Here is a 22,598-nt window from a genome sequence, read left to right on the forward strand (position 1 = left end):
TTTCTCATGTTTGATGTTCTTCCGGGCGGCCCTATCTCTTTAGGTGCTGCTCCTGCGCGCCATGACGACCCGAGGAGGTTCCGATGCAGCAATCAAAGGACATTGCAGCCCGCCGGCTTGACATGATCATCGAACAATATGTCGAAGCTAGAAAACAGCGCTTCGGCTATGTTTCGACGGACCAGGCCGCCAGGGTGATTCACAGAATCCTGAAACCCACGCCTTCCGACCGCAGCTTTTCGGACCACGAACTCGACGACATGGTCGCGGCCCTCGCCGTCAAGAATGGGTTGGCCGTCGTCTTTGACCGCGGCATCAGAGGATCGGTCGGCGGCACCGAGGCGGAGCTGGACAGAAAGGATCCGACCATGAGAGCACCAGCGGAAGGCCCCGACGTTGCCGGCACGGTGGACGCGATCCTGATTCAGCAAAAAACCGCCCGGCTTTCGATGAGCGCGTTGATCTCCCTGCTGCGCCAACGCACCGGCACCACCCGATCGGACGCGGATCTGGAAGGACTGATCGCCAAAAAAGCCGCTGTCCTGAACGTGCATTTGTCACGGGACTGAGTGGTGAGCGCGATGGGATTCGAACCCATGACCTACTGATTAAAAGTCAGTTGCTCTACCGGCTGAGCTACGCGCTCCCGTGGGCTCGGAACGCCGCCCTCGAAATTGCGCGGAACATAGGGAGAGTGCCGCGGCCGGTCAACCGGAAAAAGACGGGCTTCCAAGGCGGGTTTCTTGAACGGATTCGAAGGGGCGCCGAGGGTGAACGGCTTTCGATGCCTGCGCCAACGGCCCGGCTTGGGGCTGCTTCAGAAAGCCCTACAATAACAATGGGCTGAAACAATGGGCTGATGGTGGAACGGGAACCATTGCAATCCGGGCCCGTTTCGCAAAACAGGACGTCCCATCAACCATCGAGGAGAAGATCAATGAACAAGATCGCATCGGGCCTGTTGGCAACCGCTCTCTCGGCGTCGTTCGTCGCGGCGGAGATGGTGCCGGTCAACGCTCAGCCAGCTTATGTTCCGCAACCCCAGGGCCTGTCGTCAGATCTCCAGACCGTGCAGTATCGGGACTGGAGAAGGCACCGCGGCTTCAACCGGGATTTCTCGCGTCGTGGCGACGCCGTCTACTGGAATGGCCATCGCGGCTATCGCGAATATCGCCGCGGCTATCGCCGGCATGGCGACTATTGGTTTCCGCTTGCCGCTTTCGCGACCGGCGCGCTGATCACCGGCGCCATCGTCAACAGCGAGAACAACCGCATCTATCGCGGCAACTCGCACGTGCAGTGGTGCTACGACCGCTACCGCTCCTATCGCGCCTCGGACAACACCTTCCAGCCTAACAACGGCCCGCGTCAGCAGTGCGTTTCGCCCTACTGACGACCTCCAGTCAGTACCCAGGGTCGTTGACTGAGCCCGTGCCTCGAGAGGCACGGGCTCTCTCGTTCCGATGTTAGCGAGAGCTCAGCGTCCTGCGCACCGCATCGCGCCATCCGGCCAGTTTCGCCCCGCGCGTTGCGGCGTCCATCTGCGGCTTGAAGCGCCGCTCCAGCGCCCAGCTCTTTGCGAATTCTTTCGCTTTCGGCCAGACGCCGGCCTTTGACCCGGCAAGCCAGGCCGCGCCCAGCGCCGTCGTCTCCAGGATCGTCGGACGGTCGACCGGCGCGTCGAGAATGTCGGCGAGCCTCTGCATGGTCCAGTCGGACGCCACCATGCCGCCGTCGACGCGAAGCACCGTCTTGGCCGAAGCGCCTTTCCAGTCCTTGCGCATCGCGTCGAGCAGGTCGCGCGTCTGGAAGGCGACCGATTCAAGTGCCGCGCGGGCGAACTCGGCCGGGCCCGAATTGCGCGTCAACCCGAAGATCGCGCCGCGCGCATCCGCGTCCCAATGCGGCGCGCCGAGGCCGACGAAGGCCGGCACCAGATAGACCTGTTGCGCAGGGTCAGCGGCCGCAGCCAATACTCCGCTCTGCTCGGCCTTGCCGATCACCTTGATGCCGTCGCGCAGCCACTGCACGGCTGCGCCCGCGATGAAGATCGAGCCTTCCAGCGCGTAGGTTGTCTTGCCGTTGAGCCGATAAGCGATGGTGGTCAAGAGCCGGTTCTTCGAACGCACCAGATCGGCGCCGGTGTTGAGCAGCGCGAAGCAGCCGGTGCCGTAGGTCGACTTCATCATGCCAGGCTCGAAACAGGCTTGGCCGATGGTCGCCGCATGCTGGTCGCCGGCAACGCCCAGGATCCGCATCCCGGCTCCAAAAAGGCTCTTCTCGGTGACGCCGAAATCGTCGGCGCAGTCCTTCACCTCAGGCAGGATCGCGGCCGGGATCTTCAGGATCGAGAGCAGCTCGTCGTCCCAGACATTCTTCTCGATGTTGTAGACCAGCGTGCGCGAGGCATTTGTCGCGTCGGTGGCGTGCATTTGGCCGCCGGTCAGCCGCCAGATAAGAAAGCTGTCGATGGTGCCGGCAAGCAGTTCGCCCCTCTCGGCGCGCCTTCTGGCACCCTTCACCTTGTCCAGCATCCAGGCGATCTTGGTGCCGGAGAAATAGGGGTCGAGCAGCAGGCCGGTCTTCTTCGTGAATGTCTTCTCCAGCCCCAGCTTCTTCAGCTTCTGGCAGAGCGGCGCGGTGCGCCTGTCCTGCCACACGATCGCGTTATGGATAGGCTTGCCGGTCGCCTTGTCCCAGATGACGACCGTCTCGCGCTGATTGGTGATGCCGATCGCGGCCACATCCGAAGCCGTGCGGCCGGCAGCCTTCAACGCCGCTTTCACCGTGGCGAGAACGCTTGCCCAGATGTCTTCCGGGTCGTGTTCGACCCAGCCGGAAGCCGGATAATGCTGCATGAATTCCTGCTGGCCGGTGCCGGCGACTTTCATCTTGTCGTCGAACAGGATCGCCCGGGTCGAGGTCGTTCCCTGGTCGATCGCCAGCACAAAACCGCTCATTCCATCCCTCCGCATCTCATGCAACAGGGGAGACGGCAAAGCCGCCTCCCCTGCAGTTCCTACATGGGCGCATACGCCCATGTCATTGCGTTACTTCTGCCAGCTCTTGACCAGCTCGTCGTAGTTGACGGTGATCGGCTTGTCCTTCTCGTTCTCGACCTTGAGCTGCGGCGCAAGGTTGCCCTTCGAGACGGCGTCCTTGTTCCAGTAGTCGAGATCGTGCTCTTCGGCCATTTTCGGGCCGATGTCCCCCTGCACGCCTGACTTCTCGAGGCGGGAGAGCACCTTCTCCTGATCGGCGCAGAGCGAGTCCATCGCTTCCTGCGGGCTCTTGGCACCCGAGGAGGCATCGCCGATATTCTGCCACCAGAGCTGCGCCAGCTTCGGATAATCCGGAACATTGGTGCCGGTCGGGGTCCACTGCACGCGCGCCGGCGAACGGTAGAACTCGATCAGGCCGCCGAGCTTCGGCGCCCGTTCGGTGAAGCTCTTGTCGTGGATGGTGGAGTCGCGGATGAAGGTGAGACCGACCTGGCTCTTCTTCACGTCGACGGTCTTCGAGGTGACGAATTGCGCATAGAGCCAGGCGGCCTTGGCGCGATCGGTCGGCGTCGACTTCAAGAGCGTCCAGGAACCTGCGTCCTGGTAGCCGAGCTTCATGCCGTCCTTCCAATAGACGCCGTGCGGCGACGGCGCGACGCGCCACTTCGGCGTGCCGTCATCGTTCACCACCGGCAGGCCGGGCTTGGCCATGTCGGCGGTGAAGGCCGTGTACCAGAATATCTGCTGGGCGATGTTGCCCTGCGAGGGTACCGGGCCGGACTCGGAGAAGGTCATGCCCTGGGCCTCCGGCGGCGCATAGGCCTTCAGCCAGTCGAGATACTTCTGGATGGCATAGACCGAGGCCGGGCCGTTGGTGTCGCCGCCGCGGGCGACGCAGGAGCCGACCGGACGCGAATTCTCGTCGACCTTGATGCCCCATTCGTCGACCGGCTTTCCGTTCGGGATGCCCTTGTCGCCATTGCCGGCCATCGAGAGCCAGGCATCGGTGAAGCGCCAGCCGAGCGACGGGTCCTTCTTGCCGTAGTCCATGTGGCCAAAGACCTTCTTGCCGTCGATCTCGCGGCCGGTGAAGAATTGGGCTATGTCCTCATAGGCCGACCAGTTGACCGGCACGCCGAGGTCGTAGCCGTACTTCGCCTTGAAGTCCGCCTTGTTCTTCTCGTCGTTGAACCAGTCGTAACGGAACCAGTAGAGGTTGGCGAACTGCTGGTCGGGCAGTTGGTAGAGTTTTCCGTCGGGCGCGGTGGTGAACGACTTGCCGATGAAGTCGTCGACGTCAAGCATCGGATCGGTGACGTCCTTGCCCTCGCCGGCCATCCAGTCGGTCAGGTTGCGTGCCTGCTGATAGCGCCAGTGCGTGCCGATGAGGTCGGAGTCGTTGACCCAGCCGTCATAGAGGTTCTGGCCGGTCTGCATCTGGGTCTGGATCTTCTCCACGACGTCGCCTTCCTGGATGACGTCATGCGTGACCTTGATGCCGGTGATGGCGGTAAAAGCCGGGGCCAGCGTTTGTGACTCATACTGGTGCGTCGTCAAGGTTTCCGACACCACCTTGATTTCCATGCCGGCGAACGGCTTGGCGGCGTCGATGAACCACTGCATTTGCTTTTCCTGATCGGCGCGCGATAGCGTCGACAGGTCGCCTATCTCCTTGTCGAGAAAGGCTTTTGCTTCATCCATCCCGGCATAGGCATGGCCCGCTCCAAGCAATAGGACAAGGGCGGTCGTCGATGTTAGAAATTGCCGTCGCATGTGTCTCCTCCAGTCTTAAGTTGCAAGTGCGATCCGGGGCGGCCGCCAGCACGCGGCCGCTCCGGCTATTCCCCCTCTATACGTATCGGAACACGCCAACGGCGTAGACCACGGAGAGAGCGAGAGCCCACCACAGGTTGGGCCCAACAAGGCCCAGCCAAGCGAGATGGATGAAGGCGCTGCCGAGCAGCGAAACGAAGAGGCGGTCGCCGCGCGTCGTCTCGAAGCGCAGCATGCCGACGCGCGGATTGCCGCCGGGCGAGACATATTCCCAGACGCCCATGCCGAAGAGCATCAGCGCAATGACGATGAAGAAGGCGGCCGTCGGCCACGTCCACGCCATCCAGGAGAAGTCGAGGTTCATGGCTTAGACCCTCCCCAGGGCAAAGCCCTTGGCGATATAATTTCGTACGAACCAGATGACCAAAGCGCCGGGGATCAGCGTCAGCACGCCGGCGGCGGCGAGCAGGCCCCAGTCCATGCCGGCGGCAGAGACCGTGCGGGTCATGGTGGCGGCGATCGGCTTGGCGTCGGTCGTGGTCAGCGTGCGCGCGATCAGGAGTTCCACCCATGAGAACATGAAGCAGAAGAAGCAGGCGACACCGATGCCGCTCGCGATCAGCGGCATGAAGATCTTCACGAAGAAGCGCGGGAAGGAATAGCCGTCGATATAGGCGGTCTCGTCAATCTCCTTCGGCACGCCGGACATGAAGCCTTCGAGGATCCACACCGCCAGCGGCACGTTGAACAGGCAGTGGGCGAGCGCCACCGCGATATGCGTGTCGATCAGACCGAAGGCTGAATAAAGCTGGAAGAACGGCAGCGCGAACACCGCCGGCGGCGCCATGCGGTTGGTCAAAAGCCAGAAGAACAAATGCTTGTCGCCGAGGAAGCGGTAGCGCGAGAACGCGTAGGCCGCCGGCAGTGCCACCGCCACCGAGATCACCATGTTCATCACCACATAGGTGATCGAATTGATGTAGCCCGAATACCAGGACGCATCGGTAAAGATAATCTTGTAATTGCGCAGCGTCGGCTCGTGCGGAAAGAGCGTCAGCGAGGAGATGATCTCCTGGTTGGTCTTGAAGCTCATATTGATGAGCCAGTAGATCGGCAACAATAGCACGATGATGTAGATCGTCGGCACGATCCACCACCAGCGCGATTCCTCGCCGCGGCGTCGCATCAGCTTCGCCACCTCGTCTTGCGACAGCGTGCTGCCCACCTCGGTCACCGCCGCTTCGCTCACGCGCGTCGTCTCGTTGGCGCCCGCCATCTCAGCGCTCCGCGTCGTAGTTGGTCATCACGGTGTAGAACACCCATGACAACAACAGGATGATCAGGAAGTAGACCAGCGACATCGCCGCCGCCGGGCCGAGGTCGAACTGGCCCAGCGCAGTCTTGACGAGGTCGATCGACAGGAAGGTCGTCGAATTGCCGGGGCCGCCGCCGGTGACCACGAAAGGCTCCGTGTAGATCATGAAACTGTCCATGAAGCGCAGCAGCACTGCGATCAAAAGCACGCGCTGCATCTTGGGCAGTTGGATGTAGCGGAACACCGCCCAGCGCGAGGCACCGTCGATCTTGGCCGCCTGGTAGAAGGCATCCGGGATCGAGACCAGGCCGGCATAGCACAGCAGCACGACCAGGCTTGTCCAATGCCAGACATCCATGACGATGACGGTGACCCAGGCGTCGAACGGATCCTGGACATAATTGTAGTTGAAGCCCAGCGCATTGACATAATAGCCGAGCAGCCCGATGTCGTTGCGGCCGAACACCTGCCAGATCGTGCCGACGACGTTCCACGGAATGAGCAGCGGCAGCGCCATCAGCACCAGGCAGACCGGCACACCCCAGCCCTTCTTCGGCATGTTGAGCGCGATGAAGATGCCGAGCGGCACTTCGATCGCCAGGATGATGAAGGAGAAGATCAGGTTGCGCACCATCGCTTCCCAGAAGCGGTCGGAGTGCAAGAGTTCCTCGAACCATTCGGTGCCGGCCCAGAAGAAGACGTTGTTGCCGAACGTGTCTTGCACCGAATAGTTGACGACGGTCATCAGCGGGATGACGGCCGAGAACGCCACCAGCACCAGCATCGGCAGGACAAGGAACCAGGCCTTGTTGTTCCAGGTCTTGTCCATCTATGCCCCCATCTCGACGCGCCAGGAATCGGCATAAATGTTGATGCCGGCCGGATCGAAGCGGACTTTTGGTTCGGCCGGCACTTCGTCGTCCTCGCCGATCACCGCGGCAATCTCCCTGCCCTCGAGATTGGCGCGCACGACCTTGTGGCGGCCGACGTCCTCGACCTTGCTGACCTGCACCGTCATGCCCTCGCGGCCGAGCCGCACATATTCGGGACGGATGCCGAGCTCGACGGCGCCGGCTTCGGCCTTGGGCACGCCGGGTAACTCGATGCGCTGCGCGCCGAGCCTCGCCGTCCTGCCTTCCAGCGCAACCGGCAGCACGTTCATGCCCGGCGAGCCGATGAAATAACCGACGAAGGTGTGGCGCGGACGCTCGAAAAGTTCGGCAGGCGTGCCGATCTGCACGATCTCGCCGTCATACATGACCACGACGCGGTCTGCGAAAGTCAGCGCTTCGGTCTGGTCATGCGTGACATAGACCATGGTGTAGCCGAAGCGGCGGTGCAGTTGCTTCAACTGCGAGCGCAGCACCCACTTCATATGCGGGTCGATGACGGTGAGCGGCTCGTCGAACAGGATGGCGTTGACGTCGGAGCGCACCAGGCCGCGTCCAAGCGAGATCTTCTGCTTCTGGTCTGCGGTGAGCCGGCGCGCCTTCCTGTTCGCCATCGAAGCGAGATCGATCATGTCGAGCGTCTCGCGCACCTTGCGGTCGACATCGGCTTCCGGCACGCGCCGGTTGCGCAGCGGAAAGGCCAGATTGTCGTAGACTGTCATGGTGTCGTAGATGACCGGGAACTGGAACACCTGCGCGATATTGCGCTCCTGCGTCGACAGCCTGGTCACGTCCCGGCCATTGAACAGCAACTTGCCGTGCGAGGGGTGCAGCAGTCCCGAAATGATGTTGAGCAAGGTGGTTTTGCCGCAGCCCGAAGGCCCGAGCAGCGCGTAGGCGCCGCCATCCTCGAAAGTGTGGTGCACTTCCTTCAGAGCGAAGTCGGAATCCTTCTGCGGGTTGGGCAGGTAGGAGTGGCGGATGTGGTTGACCTCGATGCGCGCCATCGTTTCCTCCTCAGGCCGCCAGCTTCGACGCCGTCACGGCGCGGCCGTTATGGTCGAACACCATGATGTGGCGCGGATCGATGAACACCTCGACCTCGTCGTCCGTCTCGAAATCGAGAATGCCATGCGCAAGCATGACCCAGCGCGCATCGGCGAAATCGAGATGGACGAAGCTCTCCGAGCCGGTGATCTCCGTAATGGTGACCTTGGCCCGCACCGGCACGGCGCCGGCGTTCGGCCGCTCCAGCGACAAATGATGCGGCTGGAAGCCGATCGTGTAGCTGGCGTCTGCAATGCCGGCGAGTTCCGTCGGCACCGGCAGCTTGACGCCGCCTTCGAGCAGGAAATCCGACCCCTTCTTGGAGAGCACGATGGTGTTGAGCGGCGGATCCGCGAAGGTCCGCGCCGTCACCAGGTCGATGGGCTTGCGGAACACTTCGACCGTCGGGCCAAATTGCGTGACGCGGCCTTCCGAGAGCGTAGCCGTATTGCCGCCGAGCAAAAGGGCCTCGTGCGGCTCGGTCGTGGCATAGACGAAGATCGTGCCGGCCGCGGCGAAGATCTTCGGCAATTCGGCGCGCAATTCCTCGCGCAGCTTGTAGTCGAGATTGGCCAAAGGCTCGTCGAGCAACACCAGGCTGGCATTCTTGACGATGGCGCGGGCAAGCGCGGTGCGTTGCTGCTGGCCGCCGGACAGGCTGAGCGGCGTGCGGTCGAGATAGGGCGTGAGCTTCAAGAGCGCCGCAGCGTTGCGCACCTCCTTGTCGATCTTCGCCTGCTCGACACCGGCCACCCGCAGCGGCGAGGCGATGTTCTCGTAGACGGTCATCGCCGGATAGTTGATGAACTGCTGGTAGACCATGGCGACGTTGCGCTTCTGCACCTTCTGTCTGGTGACGTCCTTGCCGTCGAACCAGACCGAGCCGGAAGTCGGTGCGTCGAGGCCAGCCATCAGCCGCATCAGGCTGGTCTTGCCGGAGAGCGTCGGCCCAAGCAGAACGTTCAGCGAGCCGTGCTGAAGCGTCAGCGACACGTCGCGGATATGCTCCTGCGCGCCGACGGTCTTCGTCACGTTCCTCAATTCCAGCATCACGCCTCCTCCCAGGCCTTGCGCATCAGCGGTCGATCCTTATTCCGCCGCCGCGACATGGCGGCTGCTCAGTCCGCGCATGAATTCTTCCAACGCCGCCGTCTGCTCGCGGCTGAAATGCAGACCGCGCTTGGTGCGGCGCCACAACACGTCCTCGGCGGTGACCGCCCATTCGTTTTCGGCCAAATAGCGAACTTCCGCCTCGAAAAGGTCGGCGCCGAAATTGCGGCCGAGATCGGCATTCGACTTGGCGAGCCCGAGCAGCCTTTCCGCCCGCGTGCCGTAAAGCCGGGTGAAGCGGCGCGCCAGCCGCTGGTCAAGGAACGGATAGGCGCTCTTCAGCCTGGCAACCTGGGCATCGAAGCCGGTCGCGGCGAAATCGCCGCCGGGCAGCGGCGCATCATGCGTCCACGGCCTGCCGCGCTTGCCGAGAAAACCTTCGATCTTCTCCAACATCGATTCCGCCAGCCGGCGGAAGGTCGTGATCTTGCCGCCGAAGGCGTTGAGCAAGGGGGCAGCACCCTCCCCGCCATCGGCCTTCAGCACATAGTCGCGCGTTGCTTCCTGCGCCTTCGACGCGCCGTCGTCATAGAGCGGGCGCACCGCCGAATAGGTCCAGACGATATCGGAGCGCTTCACCGGCTGCGCGAAATATTCGCTTGCCGCGGCGCACAGATAGTCGATCTCGGTGTCGGAGATCTTCACCTCATGCGGATCGCCCGGATAGTCGCGATCGGTGGTGCCGATCAGCGTGAATTCTTCCTCGTAAGGAATGGCGAAGATGATTCGGCCGTCCTTGTTCTGGAAGAAATAGGCGCGCGGGTCGTCGAACTTCTTGTTGATGACGATGTGGCTGCCCTGCACGAGGCGGACATTGTGGACGTCGTTCTGGCCGACCGCGGTCGAGAGCACGTGATCGACCCAGGGGCCGGCGGCGTTGACGAGAAGCCGCGCGCGGACCTCTTCGGTCTCCCCGGTAAGCACATTCTGCACCTTCACGGTCCAAAGCGCACCGTCGCGCCGCGCGCTGACGACCTTTGTGCGGGTGCGGATAATGGCGCCCCGGTCGGCGGCGTCACGCGCGTTCAGCGCCACCAGGCGCGCGTCGTTGACCCAACCGTCCGAATATTCGAAAGCCTTGCGGAACAATGGCTTGAGCGGCTTGCCTGCCGGATCGCGGGCCATGTCCAGTGTCTTCGTCGCCGGCAAGAGCTTGCGCCCGCCGATATGATCGTAAAGGAACAGTCCCAGCCGGATCAGCCAGGCGGGCCTGAGGCCCTTGGCGTAAGGCAGCACGAAGCGCATCGGCCAGATGATGTGCGGCGCATTCTTCCACAGAATCTCGCGCTCCATCAGCGCTTCGCGCACCAGCCGGAACTCGTAGAATTCGAGATAACGCAGCCCGCCATGGATGAGCTTGGTCGAGCCGGAGGAAGTCCCGCTGGCGAGATCGTTCATTTCGGCAAGGTAAACTGAAAATCCGCGGCCAACGGCATCGCGGGCTATGCCGCAGCCGTTGATGCCGCCGCCGATGACGAAAATGTCATGGATCGGAGATGCGTCCAAAGAATCCTCCAACGATTTCGCATTGCACCATTTTTGTGTTTTACGAAACCGTGACGGAATTATTTCGAACTCAAAGCGAATGTCAAACGAAATATCGCAGTCGGTTGAGCAAGCCGTCGAGGCGTGCCTATTCGAACGCTGTCTCGATCAGCCGGACTTCGGTTTCCTCGCAAATCCTGCGAATCGACGGGATCTCGCAACGATCGGTGATGAAGGTATTCACCTGCGAAAGATGGCCAATCCGGACCGGCGCGGTGCGTTCGAATTTCGTCCGGTCGGAAACCAGAATGACGTGGCGAGCATTTGCGATGATAGCCTGCGCAACTTTCACCTCGCGGAAATCGAAGTCGAGCAGCGCGCCGTCATGATCGATCGCCGAGGCGCCGATGACGGCGTAATCGACCTTGAACTGGCGGATGAAATCGACGGCTGCCTCGCCGACAATGCCACCGTCGGAACCGCGCACAACGCCGCCGGCGATCACCACCTCGATCGTGGGGTAGATGCGCATCCTATTGGCAACATTGATATTATTGGTGATGACCATAAGCCCGTTATGGTCGAGCAGCGCCTTGCTGACGGCCTCGGTGGTGGTGCCGATATTGATGAACAGCGAGGCATTGTCGGGAATCAGCCGCGCCGCCGCGCTGCCGATCGCCTCCTTCTCATCGGCGGCAATCTTGCGCCGTGCCTCGTATTCCATATTCTCGATGCCGGACGGGAACAGCGCACCGCCATGGATACGGGTCAGCAGGCGCTGGTCGCACAGATCGTTGAGGTCCTTGCGGATGGTCTGCGGCGTCACGTTGAAATGCGTCGCCAGGTCGTCGACCAGCACCCGGCCATGGTCTTTCGCCCTCTGGATGATCTCGGCATGGCGTGGCGAAAGAAACATTGCGCGTCCTCCATTTTCGTTTTTTCCGTCTATATCGGAAAACGAAAGCGAAGAAAAGGCATAAGCCGGCTAACGAAAATCACCTGATTGCAAAAGGCAAACCAGTGCGGAACAGGTCTGCCGCCTCAGGATGAGCGCCGCGCAATCTCGGTTATGACGGTCGAACCGCTCTCGGAAAGCCCTATCCCGGAAAATCCGGCAGATTTGAAAAAGCGATTTTCAGCGCGTTGGACCAGCCATCCGATATGGTGCGGTAGTAAGGATCATCATGGCCGATCCGTCGGTTCAGCCCCACCCTGAGCGCATCCTGTTCCAGGAACAGCAGATCGAGCGGCAGCCCGACCGAGAGGTTGGATTTCAGCGTCGAGTCGAACGACACCAGAAGCAGCTTCACCGTTTCGGCCAGGCTCATTGCCCGATCATAGGCACGGATGATGATCGGCTTGCCGTATTTCGTCTCGCCGATCTGGAAGAAAGGCGTGTCGTCGGTCGACTCGATGAAATTGCCTTCCGGATAGATCATGAACAGTCTGGGCGGACTGCCCTTGATCTGGCCGCCGAGGATGAAGGAGGCATTGAAGTAGGAATCCGCCTTGTCGCCATTCGGCGAGGCATGCTCTATCACTTCCTTGACTGTATCGCCGACCAGCCGCACCGTCTGGTACATGGAGGGAGTTTCGAGCAGCTTCGGATGACGGTCGCCGACCGCCTTGTTACGCTCGTCGAGCAGGCTGACAACGGCCTGCGTCGTGGCAAGGTTGCCCGCCGACATCAGCACGATGACGCGCTCGCCGGGCTGTTCCCACACATGCATCTTCTTGAAAGTCGAGATCGAATCCATGCCGGCATTGGTGCGCGTGTCCGACATGAACACGAGCCCGCTATCGATCTTGAGGCCGACGCAATAGGTCATGATTGCTCTTCTGCTAGCGATTCCGGCGCAGATTACTGCTCTACCGTGACGGTGACGGCAAGCTTCTCTTGCGCCTGCCCCAGCAGTATCCCCGACACCGGCGAGGCATCGCGATAGTCACGCCCCGTCGCCACCCGCACATAGCGTTCGTCGGGAGAGATACCGTTCGCCGGGTCGAAGGCAACCCATCCGAGCCCCACGACATAGGCCTCGGCCCAAGCATGGCTTGCCGCCTGCTCGACGGCCGCATCCATCATCAGGTAGCCGCTGACATAGCGTGCGGGAAAGCCGAGGGCGACGGCGGCGGCGATGAAGATGTGGGAGTGGTCCTGGCAGACGCCGGACTTCAACGCGAGCGCCTCCTCCGCCGGCGTCACGACGCTGGTCGTGCCCGGCCTGTAGGCGACGCGTTCGTCGATAGCGCCCATCAGCCGGTGCAGTCGCTCGATCTCGGTGCCCTGTCCCAGCGTGCCGGCCAGTTCGCGTATGCCCTCGCCGGCGGCGGTGAGTGGCGTCTGCTGTGCGAACAGCCAGAGCGGCGCAAAACCCTGATGCGGACCCGTCACGCCCGCCGTGTCATGCGTGGTCACGTCTCCGGCTGCCTCGACAGTGATCGAATTCTGGCCGCTCTCGGCGCTCACCAGCCGCGTCTCGTTGCCGAAATGGTCGGTGAAGCGCACCTCCTCGCGCGCGCCTTCGACCTTGACTGCCCAGGAGCCGACGGTCTGCGTGCGCCCGCTGGAAGGCCAAAGGCGCAGCCGCTGCAGCAGATACTGCACGGGCTGATCGTAGCGGTACTCGGTGCGGTGGGTGATCTTGAGCCGCATAACGCTCGCCTCGGCTGTGCTCAATAGAACCGGTAGTCCTGGGCGATCTCGTCGCCCAGCCTGGTGTTGTCGCGAATGAACTCGGCCAGGAATTCGTGCAGGCCATGATCGAATATGTCCTTGATCGACCCCCTCTTGAGCAGCGCCTGGATCTTCTCGGCCGTGCCATGGCAGGCGTGGCGTTCACCGTAATCGTCGGCGAGGAATTTCAAATGCTCGCCAAGGAAGCGGTAGCAGAAAGTCAGCGAGCGCGGCATGCGCACGTTGAGGATCAGATAGTCGGCGATATTCGTCGGCTTGTAGTCGGCTTCATAAACCCAGCGATAGGAGCGATGCGCCGACACCGAGCGCAGGATCGATTCCCACTGGTAGTTGTCGAGTGTCGAGCCGACCCAGGAAAGCGACGGCAGCAGCACATAATATTTCACGTCGAGGATGCGCGCCGTGTTGTCGGCGCGTTCGACATAGGTGCCGAGCTGCGAGAAATCGAAAATCTCGTTGCGCAGCATGGTGCCGTAGAACGAACCGCGGATCAGCGCCGTCTCGCGCTTGATTGCATCGAGCACCGTCGGCAGGTCGCGTTCGTCGATCGGCCTTGCCAGCATGCGCTTCAGCGACATCCAGGCTTCGTTGATGCTTTCCCAGGTCTCGCGGGTCAGCGCCGTGCGCACCATGCGGGCATTGTTGCGCGCCGTCTCGATCGACGACATCGTGCTCGACGGGTTCGAGGTGTCGCGCAGCAGGAAGTCCGAGACGTTGGCGGCGGTATAGTCCTGGTACTTCTGGCTGAAGGCGATGTCCGAGCCGGCGCTGAGCAGCACCGAGTTCCATTCCTCCGAAGCGCTCTGCGTGCGCGTCAGCGCCATGCGCAATCCCGCATCGACCAGGCGCGCCATGTTTTCGGCCCGCTCGATATAGCGGTTCATCCAGTAGAGACCGTTTGCGGTGCGGCCCAAAAGCATATCAGCTTGCTCCGGTGTCGAGCGAATAGCGAATAGCGAGTAGCGAATAGGGAGAAAAAGACTTCATGACTTTTGCTGCAGGCTCCGGATCATCGAACGTAGCATCTTTCCTATTTCGTCAGTTTGGCCAAGCAAGCTGGCGACCTTCGCTTCGACCATCAGCCCAACCTCTCCACACAGGATGAGATGTGTCTCCAACTCTTTCAGAGAGCCCTGCGCTACCCGAAGAAATTGGATGAAAGCTCCCGTATTTTCTCTTCCGTGACCTTCCGCAACATTCGCGGCGATGGAAGCCGCCGAACGTCGTATCTGAGAGGTCATTCCGTATGCTTCGCTGTTCGGAAAACCTTTCGTGGCCGAATAGCAATCCACGGCCAACCTCAAAGCCGCCTTCCAAACAATCAGATCTCTGTACGAATTGATTGCCGTCGTATCCCCCTTTTCGCTACTCGCTATTCGCTACTCTCTATTCGCTCTTTCAATCATCCAGCACCCACGTATCCTTCGTCCCGCCCCCCTGTGAGGAATTGACCACCAAGGACCCCTCTTTGAGCGCGACGCGCGTCAAGCCACCCGGCACGATCTGGATGCGGTCGGATACGAGCACGTAAGGCCTGAGATCGACATGGCGCGGCGACAGGCCCTTCTCGGTCAGGATCGGGCAGGTCGACAGCGCCAGGGTTGGTTGGGCGATGTAGTTCGAGGGCTTCGCCTGCAGCTTCTTGGCAAACTCCTGGCATTCCTTCTTGGTCGCCGCCGGGCCGACCAGCATGCCGTAGCCGCCGGAGCCGTGCACTTCCTTGATGACGAGCTCGTGGATGTGCTCGAGCACATATTTGAGGCTGTCGGCTTCCGAGCAGCGCCATGTCGGGATGTTGCCGAGGATCGCCTTGCGGCCGGTGTAGAACTCGACGATCTCCGGCATGTAGGAGTAGATCGCCTTGTCGTCGGCGATGCCGGTTCCCGGCGCGTTGGCGATGGTGATGTTGCCGGCGCGATAGACATCCATGATGCCGGGCACGCCGAGCGCGGAATCCGGCCGGAAGGTCAGCGGATCGAGGAAGTTGTCGTCGACGCGCCGGTAGAGCACGTCGATCTGCTTGTAGCCTTCGGTCGTGCGCATCGCCACATGGCCGTCGACGACACGCAGGTCCTGCCCTTCGACGAGTTGCACGCCCATCTGGTCGGCAAGGAACGCATGCTCGAAATAGGCCGAGTTGTACGAACCCGGCGTCAGCACCGCGATGGTCGGCGTGCCCTTGCTGCTTTGCGGCCGCACCGCGGCCAGCGACTGGCGCAGGAGTTGCGGGTAGTTCTCGACCGGCCGCACCTTGATCTTCTGGAACAGCTCCGGAAAGAGCTGCATCATCGTCTCGCGATTCTCCAGCATGTAGGAGACGCCGGACGGCGTGCGGGCATTGTCCTCCAGCACGTAGAACTCGTTCTCAGAGATGCGGACGATGTCGACGCCGATAATGTGGGTGTAGACGCCGGCCGGCGGCCTGACCCCGATCATCTCGGGCAGGAAGGCCTCGTTGTTCGCGACAAGCTCCCTCGGCACGCGCCCGGCGCGCAGGATCTCCTGGCGGTGATAGATATCGTCGAGAAAGGCGTTCAGCGCTTGCACGCGCTGCTCGATGCCTTGCGTCAGACGGCGCCATTCCTGGCCGGAGAGGATGCGCGGGACGATGTCGAAAGGGATCAGCCGCTCGGAAGCTTCCTGCTCGCCATAGACGGCAAAGGTGATGCCGGTCTTGCGGAAGACGCGCTCGGCGTCCTGCATCTTCTGGGTAAGCCTGGCTGGGTCCTGCTCCTTCAGCCAGCGATCGTAAGCCTCATAAGGTCTTCTCAATCCGGAAACTTCCGGAAGCATTTCGTCGAACGCTGCCAATCGCGTACTCCCCTCTGAGGCCATTTCACTGGCCCCGCCGGAGAAAATCAAGCGCAATCGGTGATTTAGGAAGCCGCGGCGGCCACTCTATGCAAATTGCCTAAAATCAAGGCACGGACAGCACGGCCGGGTCAGCTCCTGCTTCCCGGCGGGGCACAGACAGCCCCGGTCAGAACGCCCGGAAGGTGACTATGGTGAAGGTGTCCTTGATTCCAGGCAGAATCTGCACCCGCTCGTTGACGAAGTGGCCGACATCTTCCTCATCGTCGACATAGAATTTGGCGAGCAGGTCGTAATTGCCGGCGGTCGAATAGATTTCCGAAGCGATTTCGGCATCGGCCAGCGCGCTGGCGACCTCATAGGCCTTGCCCAGGTCGCACTTTATCTGCACGAAAAATGCCTTCATTGCCCGGTCCTGCCAGCCATGCTTCATGATTAAGCGGCCCTTGTGGCAGACTGCTGCCCGGCTTTCAAGCTTCACGCGCCGCGCACCTCGAAGAGTGCCTGATCCCGCTTCCCGACGCTGAAATGGCGAAATCTTCGCAACCCGGTGAAACCACGCCATGCCGCGACGCGTATGTTAGATTCGTTCGCCAAGCGAATTCCGGGGAGGCACGCCATGCGCCGCGCTTTGTTCGCACTTGCTCTTGTTCCGATGTTGATAGCCTCGCTTGCTTTCGCCGGCGACGCCGAGATCAAGGCCGCGCAGACGGTCATCGACAGCCAGTTGAAGGCCTTCGTCGCCGATGACGGCGCCACCGCCTACAGCTTCGCCGCGCCGAACGTGAAGCAGATCTTTCCGACCGTCGACACCTTCATGAACATGGTGACGAATGGCTACGCGCCGGTGCGCAAGCCCCAGTCCTACTCCTTCGGCAAGGTTGAGCAGACCGGGCCCGGTTCGATCGTCCAGCAGGTGCTGATCGTCGGGCCCGACGGCAAGGATTATGAGGCGGTATATACGCTGCAGCAGCAAGCGGACGGCAGCTTCAAGATCACCGGCTGCAGCTTGCGCGCCTCGACTTCGGTCAGTACCTGAGCCCGCCCCGCATGATCGCTCAATCTCGGCGGCTATACAGTGTCCAGCCCAGACCGGAGAGGCCCCAGAAGGTCGAGGCTCCGGCTCGTTCGTAGGCAAGTGCGCAATCGAAGTCCACGCGCTCCGGCTGTTTTTGGGTATCGCCTTCGAGAATCAGCCAGTCCGCACGTCCGGCGCAAATCTTGTCCTGGGTGACGAGCGAAGCCTGGCGGCCGATGCGCGCAGCGAAATAATCGACCACCATGCCGGTGCGGAAATCGGCGTTGGTGGCATATGTGGCGGCGCCGCTCTTTGTCATCTCGTCCACCATCTCGGAATAGGAACCGCGCCCATGCTCATAGAAATGGGCCAGCAACGCCGCGTTGCCGCCCGCCACAAGAACGAGCATCCCGGCGGCAACAAGCCTTCTCTTACCGCCGGCGTCGAAGCCGCGTCCGATCAAGTCTCCGGCCCAAAGCAGCAACAAGGTTCCGCTGACAATGAAATAGCGCGGGAATTCAACATTCGGCAGATGTGCCGCCGCCATTAGGGCGGGCAGCCCGACGATGCCGATGGCATAAAGGCTGGCCCGGCGATCGCGCGAGACGCCTGCATGTGCCAAGACCAGGATGCAGGTAACCGCGACGCACGTCCAGTCGCCGATCCAGTCCGGCAGACCGAAAAGATAGCGGATCATTCCGCCATAACCGGCGGCGAATTTCTCGAGCGAGAAAGAGGACAAACCGCCGACATTGAAGCTGAACAATCGCGCGCCTACAAGCATTGCCGCGGCAAGCGGAAGCACGGCAAGGAAAGCAGGCAGAAAGGCCTGGACGACCTCCTTGTTGATGACAATCAGACTGCGGCTGCCTCGCCAGCTCAGCCACGCCGTCCAGGCCGTGAGCACCACCACCGTTTCGGCCATTGTCAGGTGGGAAAGGAAGCCAAGCAGAATTGCGACAGCAAGAGCGACGCCATACGCACCCCGCTTGTCGAACCAACGCTCCAGAAGAGCCACCGCAACGAGCGTGAACAGCGCCAGGCCGGCATAGCCACGCGCCTCCGAGCCGTAGTGAACCATCGGATAGCTCAACGCAAACAGCAGCGCCGACCCAATCATTGCCCAACGTCCGCGCGATATCGCCGCGGCTGCAATGACGGTGCATCCGCTGAGCGTTATAGACAAGCCGCGCTGGACCAGCGGCGCGGCATCGGGCCCGACGACATACTGGTATATCGAGTTGAGAAAGTGGTTGTTGTCGTGGTTCACACGCCAGAATATCTGGTCGATCGACGTCAGGGGCTTCAGCAGCGTGATGCTCCAGATCTCGTCGTGCCAGAGATCCCCGCGCGCGCCGAGCAGGCGCAAGATAAGGCCGACAAGCACGGCCCCTGAAATTACAAGTAATAGACTGTAGCTCCATTGCAGGGTCGCCGTCGAACCTGGCCGGCAAACATTAGCGCTTGCTACTTTATGGTCGACGATCGACGCGTCTATCTTTACCAAAGTCGTGCCGCCCCTTGCCTCGATATGGCAAGGCATACTTACTCTTGATCTGATTTATGAAAGGTTTTCCGACGGCTTCCTGATCAAAGGACCGGGATATCGCCCCGCGCCCAGCCTTCGGTAATCTCGGCGGCGCGCGCTTCGAAAGCCTGCGCCTCGATGGCTGCTCGGACGTCCTGCATCAGCCTCTGATAATAAGACAGGTTGTTCCAGGTGAGCAGCATGGCGCCGAGCGCTTCCTGCGAGCGCACCAGGTGATGCAGGTAGGCGCGCGAATAATCGCGCGCGGCCGGGCAGTCGCTCTCCTCGTCGAGCGGGCGCGGATCGTCGGCATGGCGGGCGTTCCTGAGATTGACCTTGCCGCGGCGCGTGTAGGCAAGGCCATGGCGGCCGGCGCGGGTCGGCATCACGCAGTCGAACATGTCGATGCCGCGCGCCACCGATTTCAGGATATCGTCCGGCGTGCCGACGCCCATCAGGTAACGCGGTCTGTCGGCCGGCAGCTCCGGGCAGGTGATGTCGAGCATCTCCAGCATCACCGGCTGCGGCTCGCCGACCGCCAGCCCACCGACCGCATAGCCTTTCAGATCCATCGCTTTCAGCGCCTGGGCGGAGCGCACGCGCAAGGCCGCGCTGTCGCCGCCCTGGACGATGCCGAACATCGCCTTGCCCGGCTGGTCGCCGAACGCCGCCTTGCAGCGCTCTGCCCAGCGCAGCGACAATTCCATGGCGCGCTCGATCTCCTCGGGCTTGGCCGGCAGCGCCGTGCATTCGTCGAGCTGCATCTGGATGTCGGAATCCAGCAGCCCCTGGATTTCGATCGATCGCTCCGGCGACATCTCGTAGGCCGCGCCGTCGATATGCGAGCGGAAGGTGACGCCCTGTTCGGTCAACTTCCTGAGCTTCGACAGCGACATGACCTGAAAGCCGCCGCTGTCGGTCAGGATCGGATGCGGCCAGCGCGCGAACTCGTGCAGCCCGCCTAGCCGGGCCACGCGCTCGGCGCCTGGTCGCAGCATTAGATGGTAGGTATTGCCGAGGATGATGTCGGCGCCGACCCCGCGCACCTGGTCCATATACATGGTCTTGACGGTGCCGCCGGTGCCGACCGGCATGAAGGCCGGCGTGCGGATCTCGCCGCGCGGCATCGAGACCAGGCCGCGCCGCGCCTTGCCATCGGTGGCAAGCACCTCGAATGAAAAAGTCTCAGCCATTGAATTCCTTGTCGTGCTCCGGCGCGCTGGGCGCCTGCTCGTCGAGCGACTGCCGGTAGCGGATGCAGCCGCGCATGAATTTCGGCCATGGCGGCACGGCAATCGCCGGGTCGGTCCTTTCCGGCAAAAGCTCCCAGAGGTCGGGGTGATGCCAGCACAGATCATGCCCTGTCGCGTCGCGATGCGCGCGGATGCCGGCGCGCAGCTTCTTCACCTCCGCGATCAGCGTATCGCGGTCCATGCCCTCGAGATCATCGTCCATCGCTCGTCTCCGCACGAAAAAGCAGGCTTGCGTCTCCATAGGAGTAGAACCTGTAGCGGTTCTCGATGGCATACGCATAGGCCGAGCGCATCGCCTCCAGCCCGCTGAAGGCCGAGACCAGCATGAACAGCGTCGAGCGCGGCAGATGGAAATTGGTCATCAGCATGTCGGCCGTACGGAAGCGATAGCCGGGCGTGATGAAGATGTCGGTGGGTCCGGACCAGGGCTCGATGCTGCCGTCGTCGCGCGCCGCGCTCTCCAAGAGCCGCAGCGATGTTGTGCCGACGCAGATGATCCGCCCTCCCCGCGCCTTGGCCGCGTTGAGCGCCGCCGCCGCCTCCGGGCTTACCGAGCCGGTCTCGGCATGCATCTTGTGGTCGGTCGTGTCGTCGGCCTTCACCGGTAAAAAAGTGCCGGCGCCGACATGCAGCGTGACGAAGCGGCGCTCGATGCCCTTGGCATCGAGCGCCGCAAACAGCTCCGGGGTGAAATGCAGGCCGGCGGTAGGCGCGGCCACCGCGCCTTCCTCGCGCGCATAGATCGTCTGATAGTCGGCGCGGTCGCGCTCGTCGTCCTTGCGCTTCGACGCAATGTAGGGCGGCAGCGGGATATGCCCGACCGCATGCAGCGCCTCGTCGAGAAAGGCACCCGACAGATCGAAGCCGAGCAGCGCTTCGCCGCCCTCGCCTTTTTCAAGCACCGTGGCGTCGAGCCGGCCCAGAAAGCAGGAATTGCCGTCATGGCCGAACTGGATGCGGTCGCCGGCGGCGATGCGCTTGCCCGGTCGCATGAAGGCCAGCCAGCGGTCGGGGCCGGTGCGCATGTGCAGCGTCGCCTCGACCTGCGCCGCCGCTTCGCCGCGCAGCCTGATGCCCTTCAATTGCGCCGGGATGACCTTGGTGTCGTTGAACACCAGCACGTCCCCGGCCTTGAGCAGCGACGGCAGGTCCCGGACCGTCCGGTCCTCGAAACCGGCGCCCGGCTTCACCACCAGCAGCCGAGCGCTGTCGCGCGGCTCGGCCGGCCTGAGCGCGATGCGGTCTTCGGGAAGATCGAAATCGAAGAGGTCCACTTTCATGTCCGCGCCAATAACCCGATCGCCGCGCTCTCGCCACCGTCTTGTTGCCGCGCCTTGCGAGCAATCGCCGTCGATTGCCCTTCGCTGCTCAACCTCAACAAACCGCTTGCAAAATGCAATCGGTATGGTATTTGCACCGCTGCTTCCGAAACAAACCAATTCAGGAGATGATTATGGGCAAGGTGCGTGTTGCGGGGTTTGGCGTTTCGCTCGATGGCTTTTCCGCCGGGACGGACCAGAGCCTGGAATACCCGCTTGGCAAACGCGGACCTGAGATATTCCAGTGGTTCTTCGGCACCAAAACATTTCGTGCCATGCATGGCCAACCGGGCGGGTCCGAAGGCATTGATGAGAAATACGCCTTCCGCGCAATGGATGGCTTCGGCGCCTTCATCCTCGGCCGCAACATGTTCGGGCCGATCCGCGGTGAGTGGCCGGACGATCAATGGAAGGGCTGGTGGGGCGACAACCCGCCCTATCATGCGCCGACCTTCATCCTAACCAACCACCCGCGCGATCCGATCGTCATGGAGGGCGGCACTACCTTCTTCTTCGTCACCGACGGCATCGAATCGGCGCTCGAACAGGCCAAAACGGCGGCGGGAAACCTCGATGTGAAGATCGGCGGCGGCGTTTCGACCGTGCGGCAGTATCTGCGCGCCCGTCTCGTCGACGAGATGCATCTGGCGGCCGGACCGGTTCTGCTGGGCCAAGGCGAAAACCTGTTCGCGGGCCTCGACCTTAGCGCGCTCGGCTATGCCGTTACGTCAATGGAACAGTCCGAGCACGCCATGCATGTCCTGGTGACGAAACAGTAATCCGAACGAACGGCTGACACTCAGGTCAGCCGCACCAGCAGCGCTCCGGCCAAGAGCAGCACGGCGCCGGCAACACGGCCAAGCGAGATTTCGCGCACCGCCACGCCAAGGAAGCCGGCGCGGTCGATCAGCATGCCGGCGATCAGCTGGCCGGCGACCAGGAAGGCCATCAGCGCCGCAGCGCCGATGCGTGGCGTGAGGATCGTCGACAGCGTCACATAGAAGCCGCCGAGCATGCCGCCGGCGATGAACAGCCAGGGCGCCGGCGCTTTCCAGTCGAGCGAGATGCCCTGCAGCTTCACCACCGAGATCGAGATGATGCCGAGCACGATGGCACCGGACAGGAAGGAAAAGGCGGCGGCCGCGACCGGAAGGCCGAGGCCCTTAGCCAATTGCGAATTGATCGGCGCCTGGATGGCGATGAAGGCGCCGGACAGGATGCCGAGCAGAGACCAGACAGCGCCCATCATCATCCCGCCTTTACTTGACGTCTGCCGCGACCTTCAGCGACACGATCTTGTCGGGATCCTGCACCGGCTCGCCGCGCTTGATCTTGTCGACATTCTCCAT

At 62.1% G+C, this 22,598-nt stretch carries 24 protein-coding genes, 1 tRNA gene and 1 pseudogene; 4 read left to right on the forward strand and 22 right to left on the reverse strand.

The genetic code is table 11. From position 1 onward, the window contains the following. Positions 1-83: 83 nt before the first annotated feature. On the forward strand, positions 84-569 hold the full coding sequence (locus FJ980_RS21790; protein ID WP_140545833.1) for a hypothetical protein: 486 nt from the start codon (positions 84-86) through the stop codon (positions 567-569). Position 570: 1 nt separating this feature from the next. Here FJ980_RS21790 and FJ980_RS21795 read toward each other — a convergent pair. Continuing rightward, positions 571-646, reverse strand: a tRNA-Lys gene (locus FJ980_RS21795). A gap of 291 nt (positions 647-937) precedes the next feature. Between FJ980_RS21795 and FJ980_RS21800 the strand changes: the two genes are divergently transcribed. Further along, positions 938-1,393 (forward strand): BA14K family protein, encoded by a 456-nt coding sequence (locus tag FJ980_RS21800; protein WP_140545834.1) that lies wholly within the window; start codon positions 938-940, stop codon positions 1,391-1,393. A 73-nt stretch (positions 1,394-1,466) separates the two neighbouring features. On the opposite strand, the gene glpK is transcribed toward FJ980_RS21800, so the two are convergent. The 15 genes from glpK to FJ980_RS21875 all read right to left on the reverse strand — a co-directional run bounded on the left by glpK (position 1,467) and on the right by FJ980_RS21875 (position 16,537). After that, the gene (gene glpK / locus FJ980_RS21805) at positions 1,467-2,960 is read right to left on the reverse strand and encodes a glycerol kinase GlpK (RefSeq protein ID WP_140545835.1); all 1,494 of its coding nucleotides are present in this window, start codon (positions 2,958-2,960) and stop codon (positions 1,467-1,469) included. Between the two features lie 90 nt (positions 2,961-3,050). Continuing rightward, entirely contained in the window at positions 3,051-4,775 is a 1,725-nt protein-coding gene (locus FJ980_RS21810) for an ABC transporter substrate-binding protein (protein WP_140545836.1), read from the reverse strand. Positions 4,776-4,851: 76 nt separating this feature from the next. Beyond that, positions 4,852-5,139 (reverse strand): DUF2160 domain-containing protein, encoded by a 288-nt coding sequence (locus tag FJ980_RS21815; RefSeq protein ID WP_140545837.1) that lies wholly within the window; start codon positions 5,137-5,139, stop codon positions 4,852-4,854. A gap of 3 nt (positions 5,140-5,142) precedes the next feature. Further along, entirely contained in the window at positions 5,143-6,051 is a 909-nt protein-coding gene (locus FJ980_RS21820) for a carbohydrate ABC transporter permease (RefSeq protein WP_140545838.1), read from the reverse strand. Position 6,052: 1 nt separating this feature from the next. Then, a complete protein-coding gene (locus FJ980_RS21825; protein WP_140545839.1) occupies positions 6,053-6,919 on the reverse strand; it encodes a sugar ABC transporter permease in 867 nt (288 codons plus the stop codon). Next, positions 6,920-7,987 carry an ABC transporter ATP-binding protein gene (locus FJ980_RS21830; RefSeq protein WP_140545840.1) on the reverse strand — a complete coding sequence of 356 codons (1,068 nt, stop codon included), beginning with the start codon at positions 7,985-7,987 and terminating at the stop codon, positions 6,920-6,922. A 10-nt stretch (positions 7,988-7,997) separates the two neighbouring features. Continuing rightward, entirely contained in the window at positions 7,998-9,077 is a 1,080-nt protein-coding gene (locus FJ980_RS21835) for an ABC transporter ATP-binding protein (RefSeq protein ID WP_140545841.1), read from the reverse strand. Positions 9,078-9,116: 39 nt separating this feature from the next. Next, entirely contained in the window at positions 9,117-10,643 is a 1,527-nt protein-coding gene (gene glpD / locus FJ980_RS21840) for a glycerol-3-phosphate dehydrogenase (protein WP_140545842.1), read from the reverse strand. 127 nt (positions 10,644-10,770) lie between these two features. Continuing rightward, positions 10,771-11,538: a DeoR/GlpR family DNA-binding transcription regulator gene (locus FJ980_RS21845; protein ID WP_140545843.1), complete on the reverse strand. Its 768-nt coding sequence runs from the start codon at positions 11,536-11,538 to the stop codon at positions 10,771-10,773. Positions 11,539-11,719: 181 nt separating this feature from the next. Then, complete coding sequence (locus tag FJ980_RS21850; RefSeq protein ID WP_140545844.1) at positions 11,720-12,451, reverse strand: peptidase; 732 nt, start codon at positions 12,449-12,451, stop codon at positions 11,720-11,722. Positions 12,452-12,483: 32 nt separating this feature from the next. Continuing rightward, positions 12,484-13,278 carry a transglutaminase family protein gene (locus tag FJ980_RS21855; protein WP_140545845.1) on the reverse strand — a complete coding sequence of 265 codons (795 nt, stop codon included), beginning with the start codon at positions 13,276-13,278 and terminating at the stop codon, positions 12,484-12,486. 20 nt (positions 13,279-13,298) lie between these two features. After that, positions 13,299-14,240, reverse strand: coding sequence for an alpha-E domain-containing protein (locus tag FJ980_RS21860; RefSeq protein ID WP_095765309.1), 942 nt, complete (start codon positions 14,238-14,240; stop codon positions 13,299-13,301). Between the two features lie 63 nt (positions 14,241-14,303). Next, positions 14,304-14,696: a four helix bundle protein gene (locus tag FJ980_RS21865; protein WP_181175775.1), complete on the reverse strand. Its 393-nt coding sequence runs from the start codon at positions 14,694-14,696 to the stop codon at positions 14,304-14,306. Between the two features lie 22 nt (positions 14,697-14,718). Next, the gene (locus FJ980_RS21870; RefSeq protein WP_181181285.1) at positions 14,719-16,131 is read right to left on the reverse strand and encodes a circularly permuted type 2 ATP-grasp protein; all 1,413 of its coding nucleotides are present in this window, start codon (positions 16,129-16,131) and stop codon (positions 14,719-14,721) included. Between the two features lie 169 nt (positions 16,132-16,300). Continuing rightward, the gene (locus tag FJ980_RS21875) at positions 16,301-16,537 is read right to left on the reverse strand and encodes an Lrp/AsnC family transcriptional regulator (protein ID WP_027166286.1); all 237 of its coding nucleotides are present in this window, start codon (positions 16,535-16,537) and stop codon (positions 16,301-16,303) included. Positions 16,538-16,750: 213 nt separating this feature from the next. Between FJ980_RS21875 and FJ980_RS21880 the strand changes: the two genes are divergently transcribed. Then, positions 16,751-17,170, forward strand: a complete 420-nt coding sequence (locus FJ980_RS21880) for a DUF4864 domain-containing protein (RefSeq protein WP_140545847.1) — start codon at positions 16,751-16,753, stop codon at positions 17,168-17,170. 19 nt (positions 17,171-17,189) lie between these two features. Here the strand turns inward: FJ980_RS21880 and FJ980_RS21885 are convergent, their stop codons facing one another. From FJ980_RS21885 to queA, 4 genes are read right to left on the reverse strand one after another with little or no spacing between them, the layout of a single operon-like run. Then, the gene (locus tag FJ980_RS21885; protein WP_140545848.1) at positions 17,190-18,692 is read right to left on the reverse strand and encodes a hypothetical protein; all 1,503 of its coding nucleotides are present in this window, start codon (positions 18,690-18,692) and stop codon (positions 17,190-17,192) included. A 47-nt stretch (positions 18,693-18,739) separates the two neighbouring features. Further along, positions 18,740-19,870: a tRNA guanosine(34) transglycosylase Tgt gene (gene tgt / locus FJ980_RS21890; protein WP_140545849.1), complete on the reverse strand. Its 1,131-nt coding sequence runs from the start codon at positions 19,868-19,870 to the stop codon at positions 18,740-18,742. Then, positions 19,863-20,132 (reverse strand): hypothetical protein, encoded by a 270-nt coding sequence (locus tag FJ980_RS21895; protein WP_140545850.1) that lies wholly within the window; start codon positions 20,130-20,132, stop codon positions 19,863-19,865. The genes tgt and FJ980_RS21895 overlap by 8 nt, the downstream gene beginning before the upstream one ends. After that, positions 20,122-21,210, reverse strand: a complete 1,089-nt coding sequence (gene queA / locus FJ980_RS21900; RefSeq protein ID WP_140545851.1) for a tRNA preQ1(34) S-adenosylmethionine ribosyltransferase-isomerase QueA — start codon at positions 21,208-21,210, stop codon at positions 20,122-20,124. The genes FJ980_RS21895 and queA overlap by 11 nt, the downstream gene beginning before the upstream one ends. Before the next feature lie 173 nt (positions 21,211-21,383). Between queA and FJ980_RS21905 the strand changes: the two genes are divergently transcribed. After that, a complete protein-coding gene (locus tag FJ980_RS21905; RefSeq protein WP_140545853.1) occupies positions 21,384-22,028 on the forward strand; it encodes a dihydrofolate reductase family protein in 645 nt (214 codons plus the stop codon). Between the two features lie 20 nt (positions 22,029-22,048). Here FJ980_RS21905 and FJ980_RS21910 read toward each other — a convergent pair whose 3' ends face one another. Together FJ980_RS21910 and FJ980_RS35470 are read right to left on the reverse strand one after the other, a co-directional pair. After that, positions 22,049-22,498: a DMT family transporter gene (locus tag FJ980_RS21910; protein ID WP_140545854.1), complete on the reverse strand. Its 450-nt coding sequence runs from the start codon at positions 22,496-22,498 to the stop codon at positions 22,049-22,051. 10 nt (positions 22,499-22,508) lie between these two features. Beyond that, positions 22,509-22,598 (reverse strand): annotated as a pseudogene (locus tag FJ980_RS35470) (peptidylprolyl isomerase); the annotation flags it as partial.

The organism is Mesorhizobium sp. B1-1-5, from assembly GCF_006443065.1.
Classification (GTDB): Bacteria; Pseudomonadota; Alphaproteobacteria; order Rhizobiales; family Rhizobiaceae; genus Mesorhizobium.

What these genes read in the sequence shown, in the direction of transcription:
- FJ980_RS21790 (WP_140545833.1), top strand. Translation starts at nt 84, where the DNA reads ATGCAGCAATCAAAGGACATTGCAGCCCGCCGGCTTGACATGATCATC.
- FJ980_RS21800 (WP_140545834.1), top strand. Translation starts at nt 938, where the DNA reads ATGAACAAGATCGCATCGGGCCTGTTGGCAACCGCTCTCTCGGCGTCG.
- glpK (WP_140545835.1), bottom strand. Translation starts at nt 2,960, where the DNA reads ATGAGCGGTTTTGTGCTGGCGATCGACCAGGGAACGACCTCGACCCGG.
- FJ980_RS21810 (WP_140545836.1), bottom strand. Translation starts at nt 4,775, where the DNA reads ATGCGACGGCAATTTCTAACATCGACGACCGCCCTTGTCCTATTGCTT.
- FJ980_RS21815 (WP_140545837.1), bottom strand. Translation starts at nt 5,139, where the DNA reads ATGAACCTCGACTTCTCCTGGATGGCGTGGACGTGGCCGACGGCCGCC.
- FJ980_RS21820 (WP_140545838.1), bottom strand. Translation starts at nt 6,051, where the DNA reads ATGGCGGGCGCCAACGAGACGACGCGCGTGAGCGAAGCGGCGGTGACC.
- FJ980_RS21825 (WP_140545839.1), bottom strand. Translation starts at nt 6,919, where the DNA reads ATGGACAAGACCTGGAACAACAAGGCCTGGTTCCTTGTCCTGCCGATG.
- FJ980_RS21830 (WP_140545840.1), bottom strand. Translation starts at nt 7,987, where the DNA reads ATGGCGCGCATCGAGGTCAACCACATCCGCCACTCCTACCTGCCCAAC.
- FJ980_RS21835 (WP_140545841.1), bottom strand. Translation starts at nt 9,077, where the DNA reads ATGCTGGAATTGAGGAACGTGACGAAGACCGTCGGCGCGCAGGAGCAT.
- FJ980_RS21845 (WP_140545843.1), bottom strand. Translation starts at nt 11,538, where the DNA reads ATGTTTCTTTCGCCACGCCATGCCGAGATCATCCAGAGGGCGAAAGAC.
- FJ980_RS21850 (WP_140545844.1), bottom strand. Translation starts at nt 12,451, where the DNA reads ATGACCTATTGCGTCGGCCTCAAGATCGATAGCGGGCTCGTGTTCATG.
- FJ980_RS21855 (WP_140545845.1), bottom strand. Translation starts at nt 13,278, where the DNA reads ATGCGGCTCAAGATCACCCACCGCACCGAGTACCGCTACGATCAGCCC.
- FJ980_RS21860 (WP_095765309.1), bottom strand. Translation starts at nt 14,240, where the DNA reads ATGCTTTTGGGCCGCACCGCAAACGGTCTCTACTGGATGAACCGCTAT.
- FJ980_RS21875 (WP_027166286.1), bottom strand. Translation starts at nt 16,537, where the DNA reads ATGAAGGCATTTTTCGTGCAGATAAAGTGCGACCTGGGCAAGGCCTAT.
- FJ980_RS21880 (WP_140545847.1), top strand. Translation starts at nt 16,751, where the DNA reads ATGCGCCGCGCTTTGTTCGCACTTGCTCTTGTTCCGATGTTGATAGCC.
- FJ980_RS21885 (WP_140545848.1), bottom strand. Translation starts at nt 18,692, where the DNA reads ATGCCTTGCCATATCGAGGCAAGGGGCGGCACGACTTTGGTAAAGATA.
- tgt (WP_140545849.1), bottom strand. Translation starts at nt 19,870, where the DNA reads ATGGCTGAGACTTTTTCATTCGAGGTGCTTGCCACCGATGGCAAGGCG.
- FJ980_RS21895 (WP_140545850.1), bottom strand. Translation starts at nt 20,132, where the DNA reads ATGGACGATGATCTCGAGGGCATGGACCGCGATACGCTGATCGCGGAG.
- queA (WP_140545851.1), bottom strand. Translation starts at nt 21,210, where the DNA reads ATGAAAGTGGACCTCTTCGATTTCGATCTTCCCGAAGACCGCATCGCG.
- FJ980_RS21905 (WP_140545853.1), top strand. Translation starts at nt 21,384, where the DNA reads ATGGGCAAGGTGCGTGTTGCGGGGTTTGGCGTTTCGCTCGATGGCTTT.
- FJ980_RS21910 (WP_140545854.1), bottom strand. Translation starts at nt 22,498, where the DNA reads ATGATGGGCGCTGTCTGGTCTCTGCTCGGCATCCTGTCCGGCGCCTTC.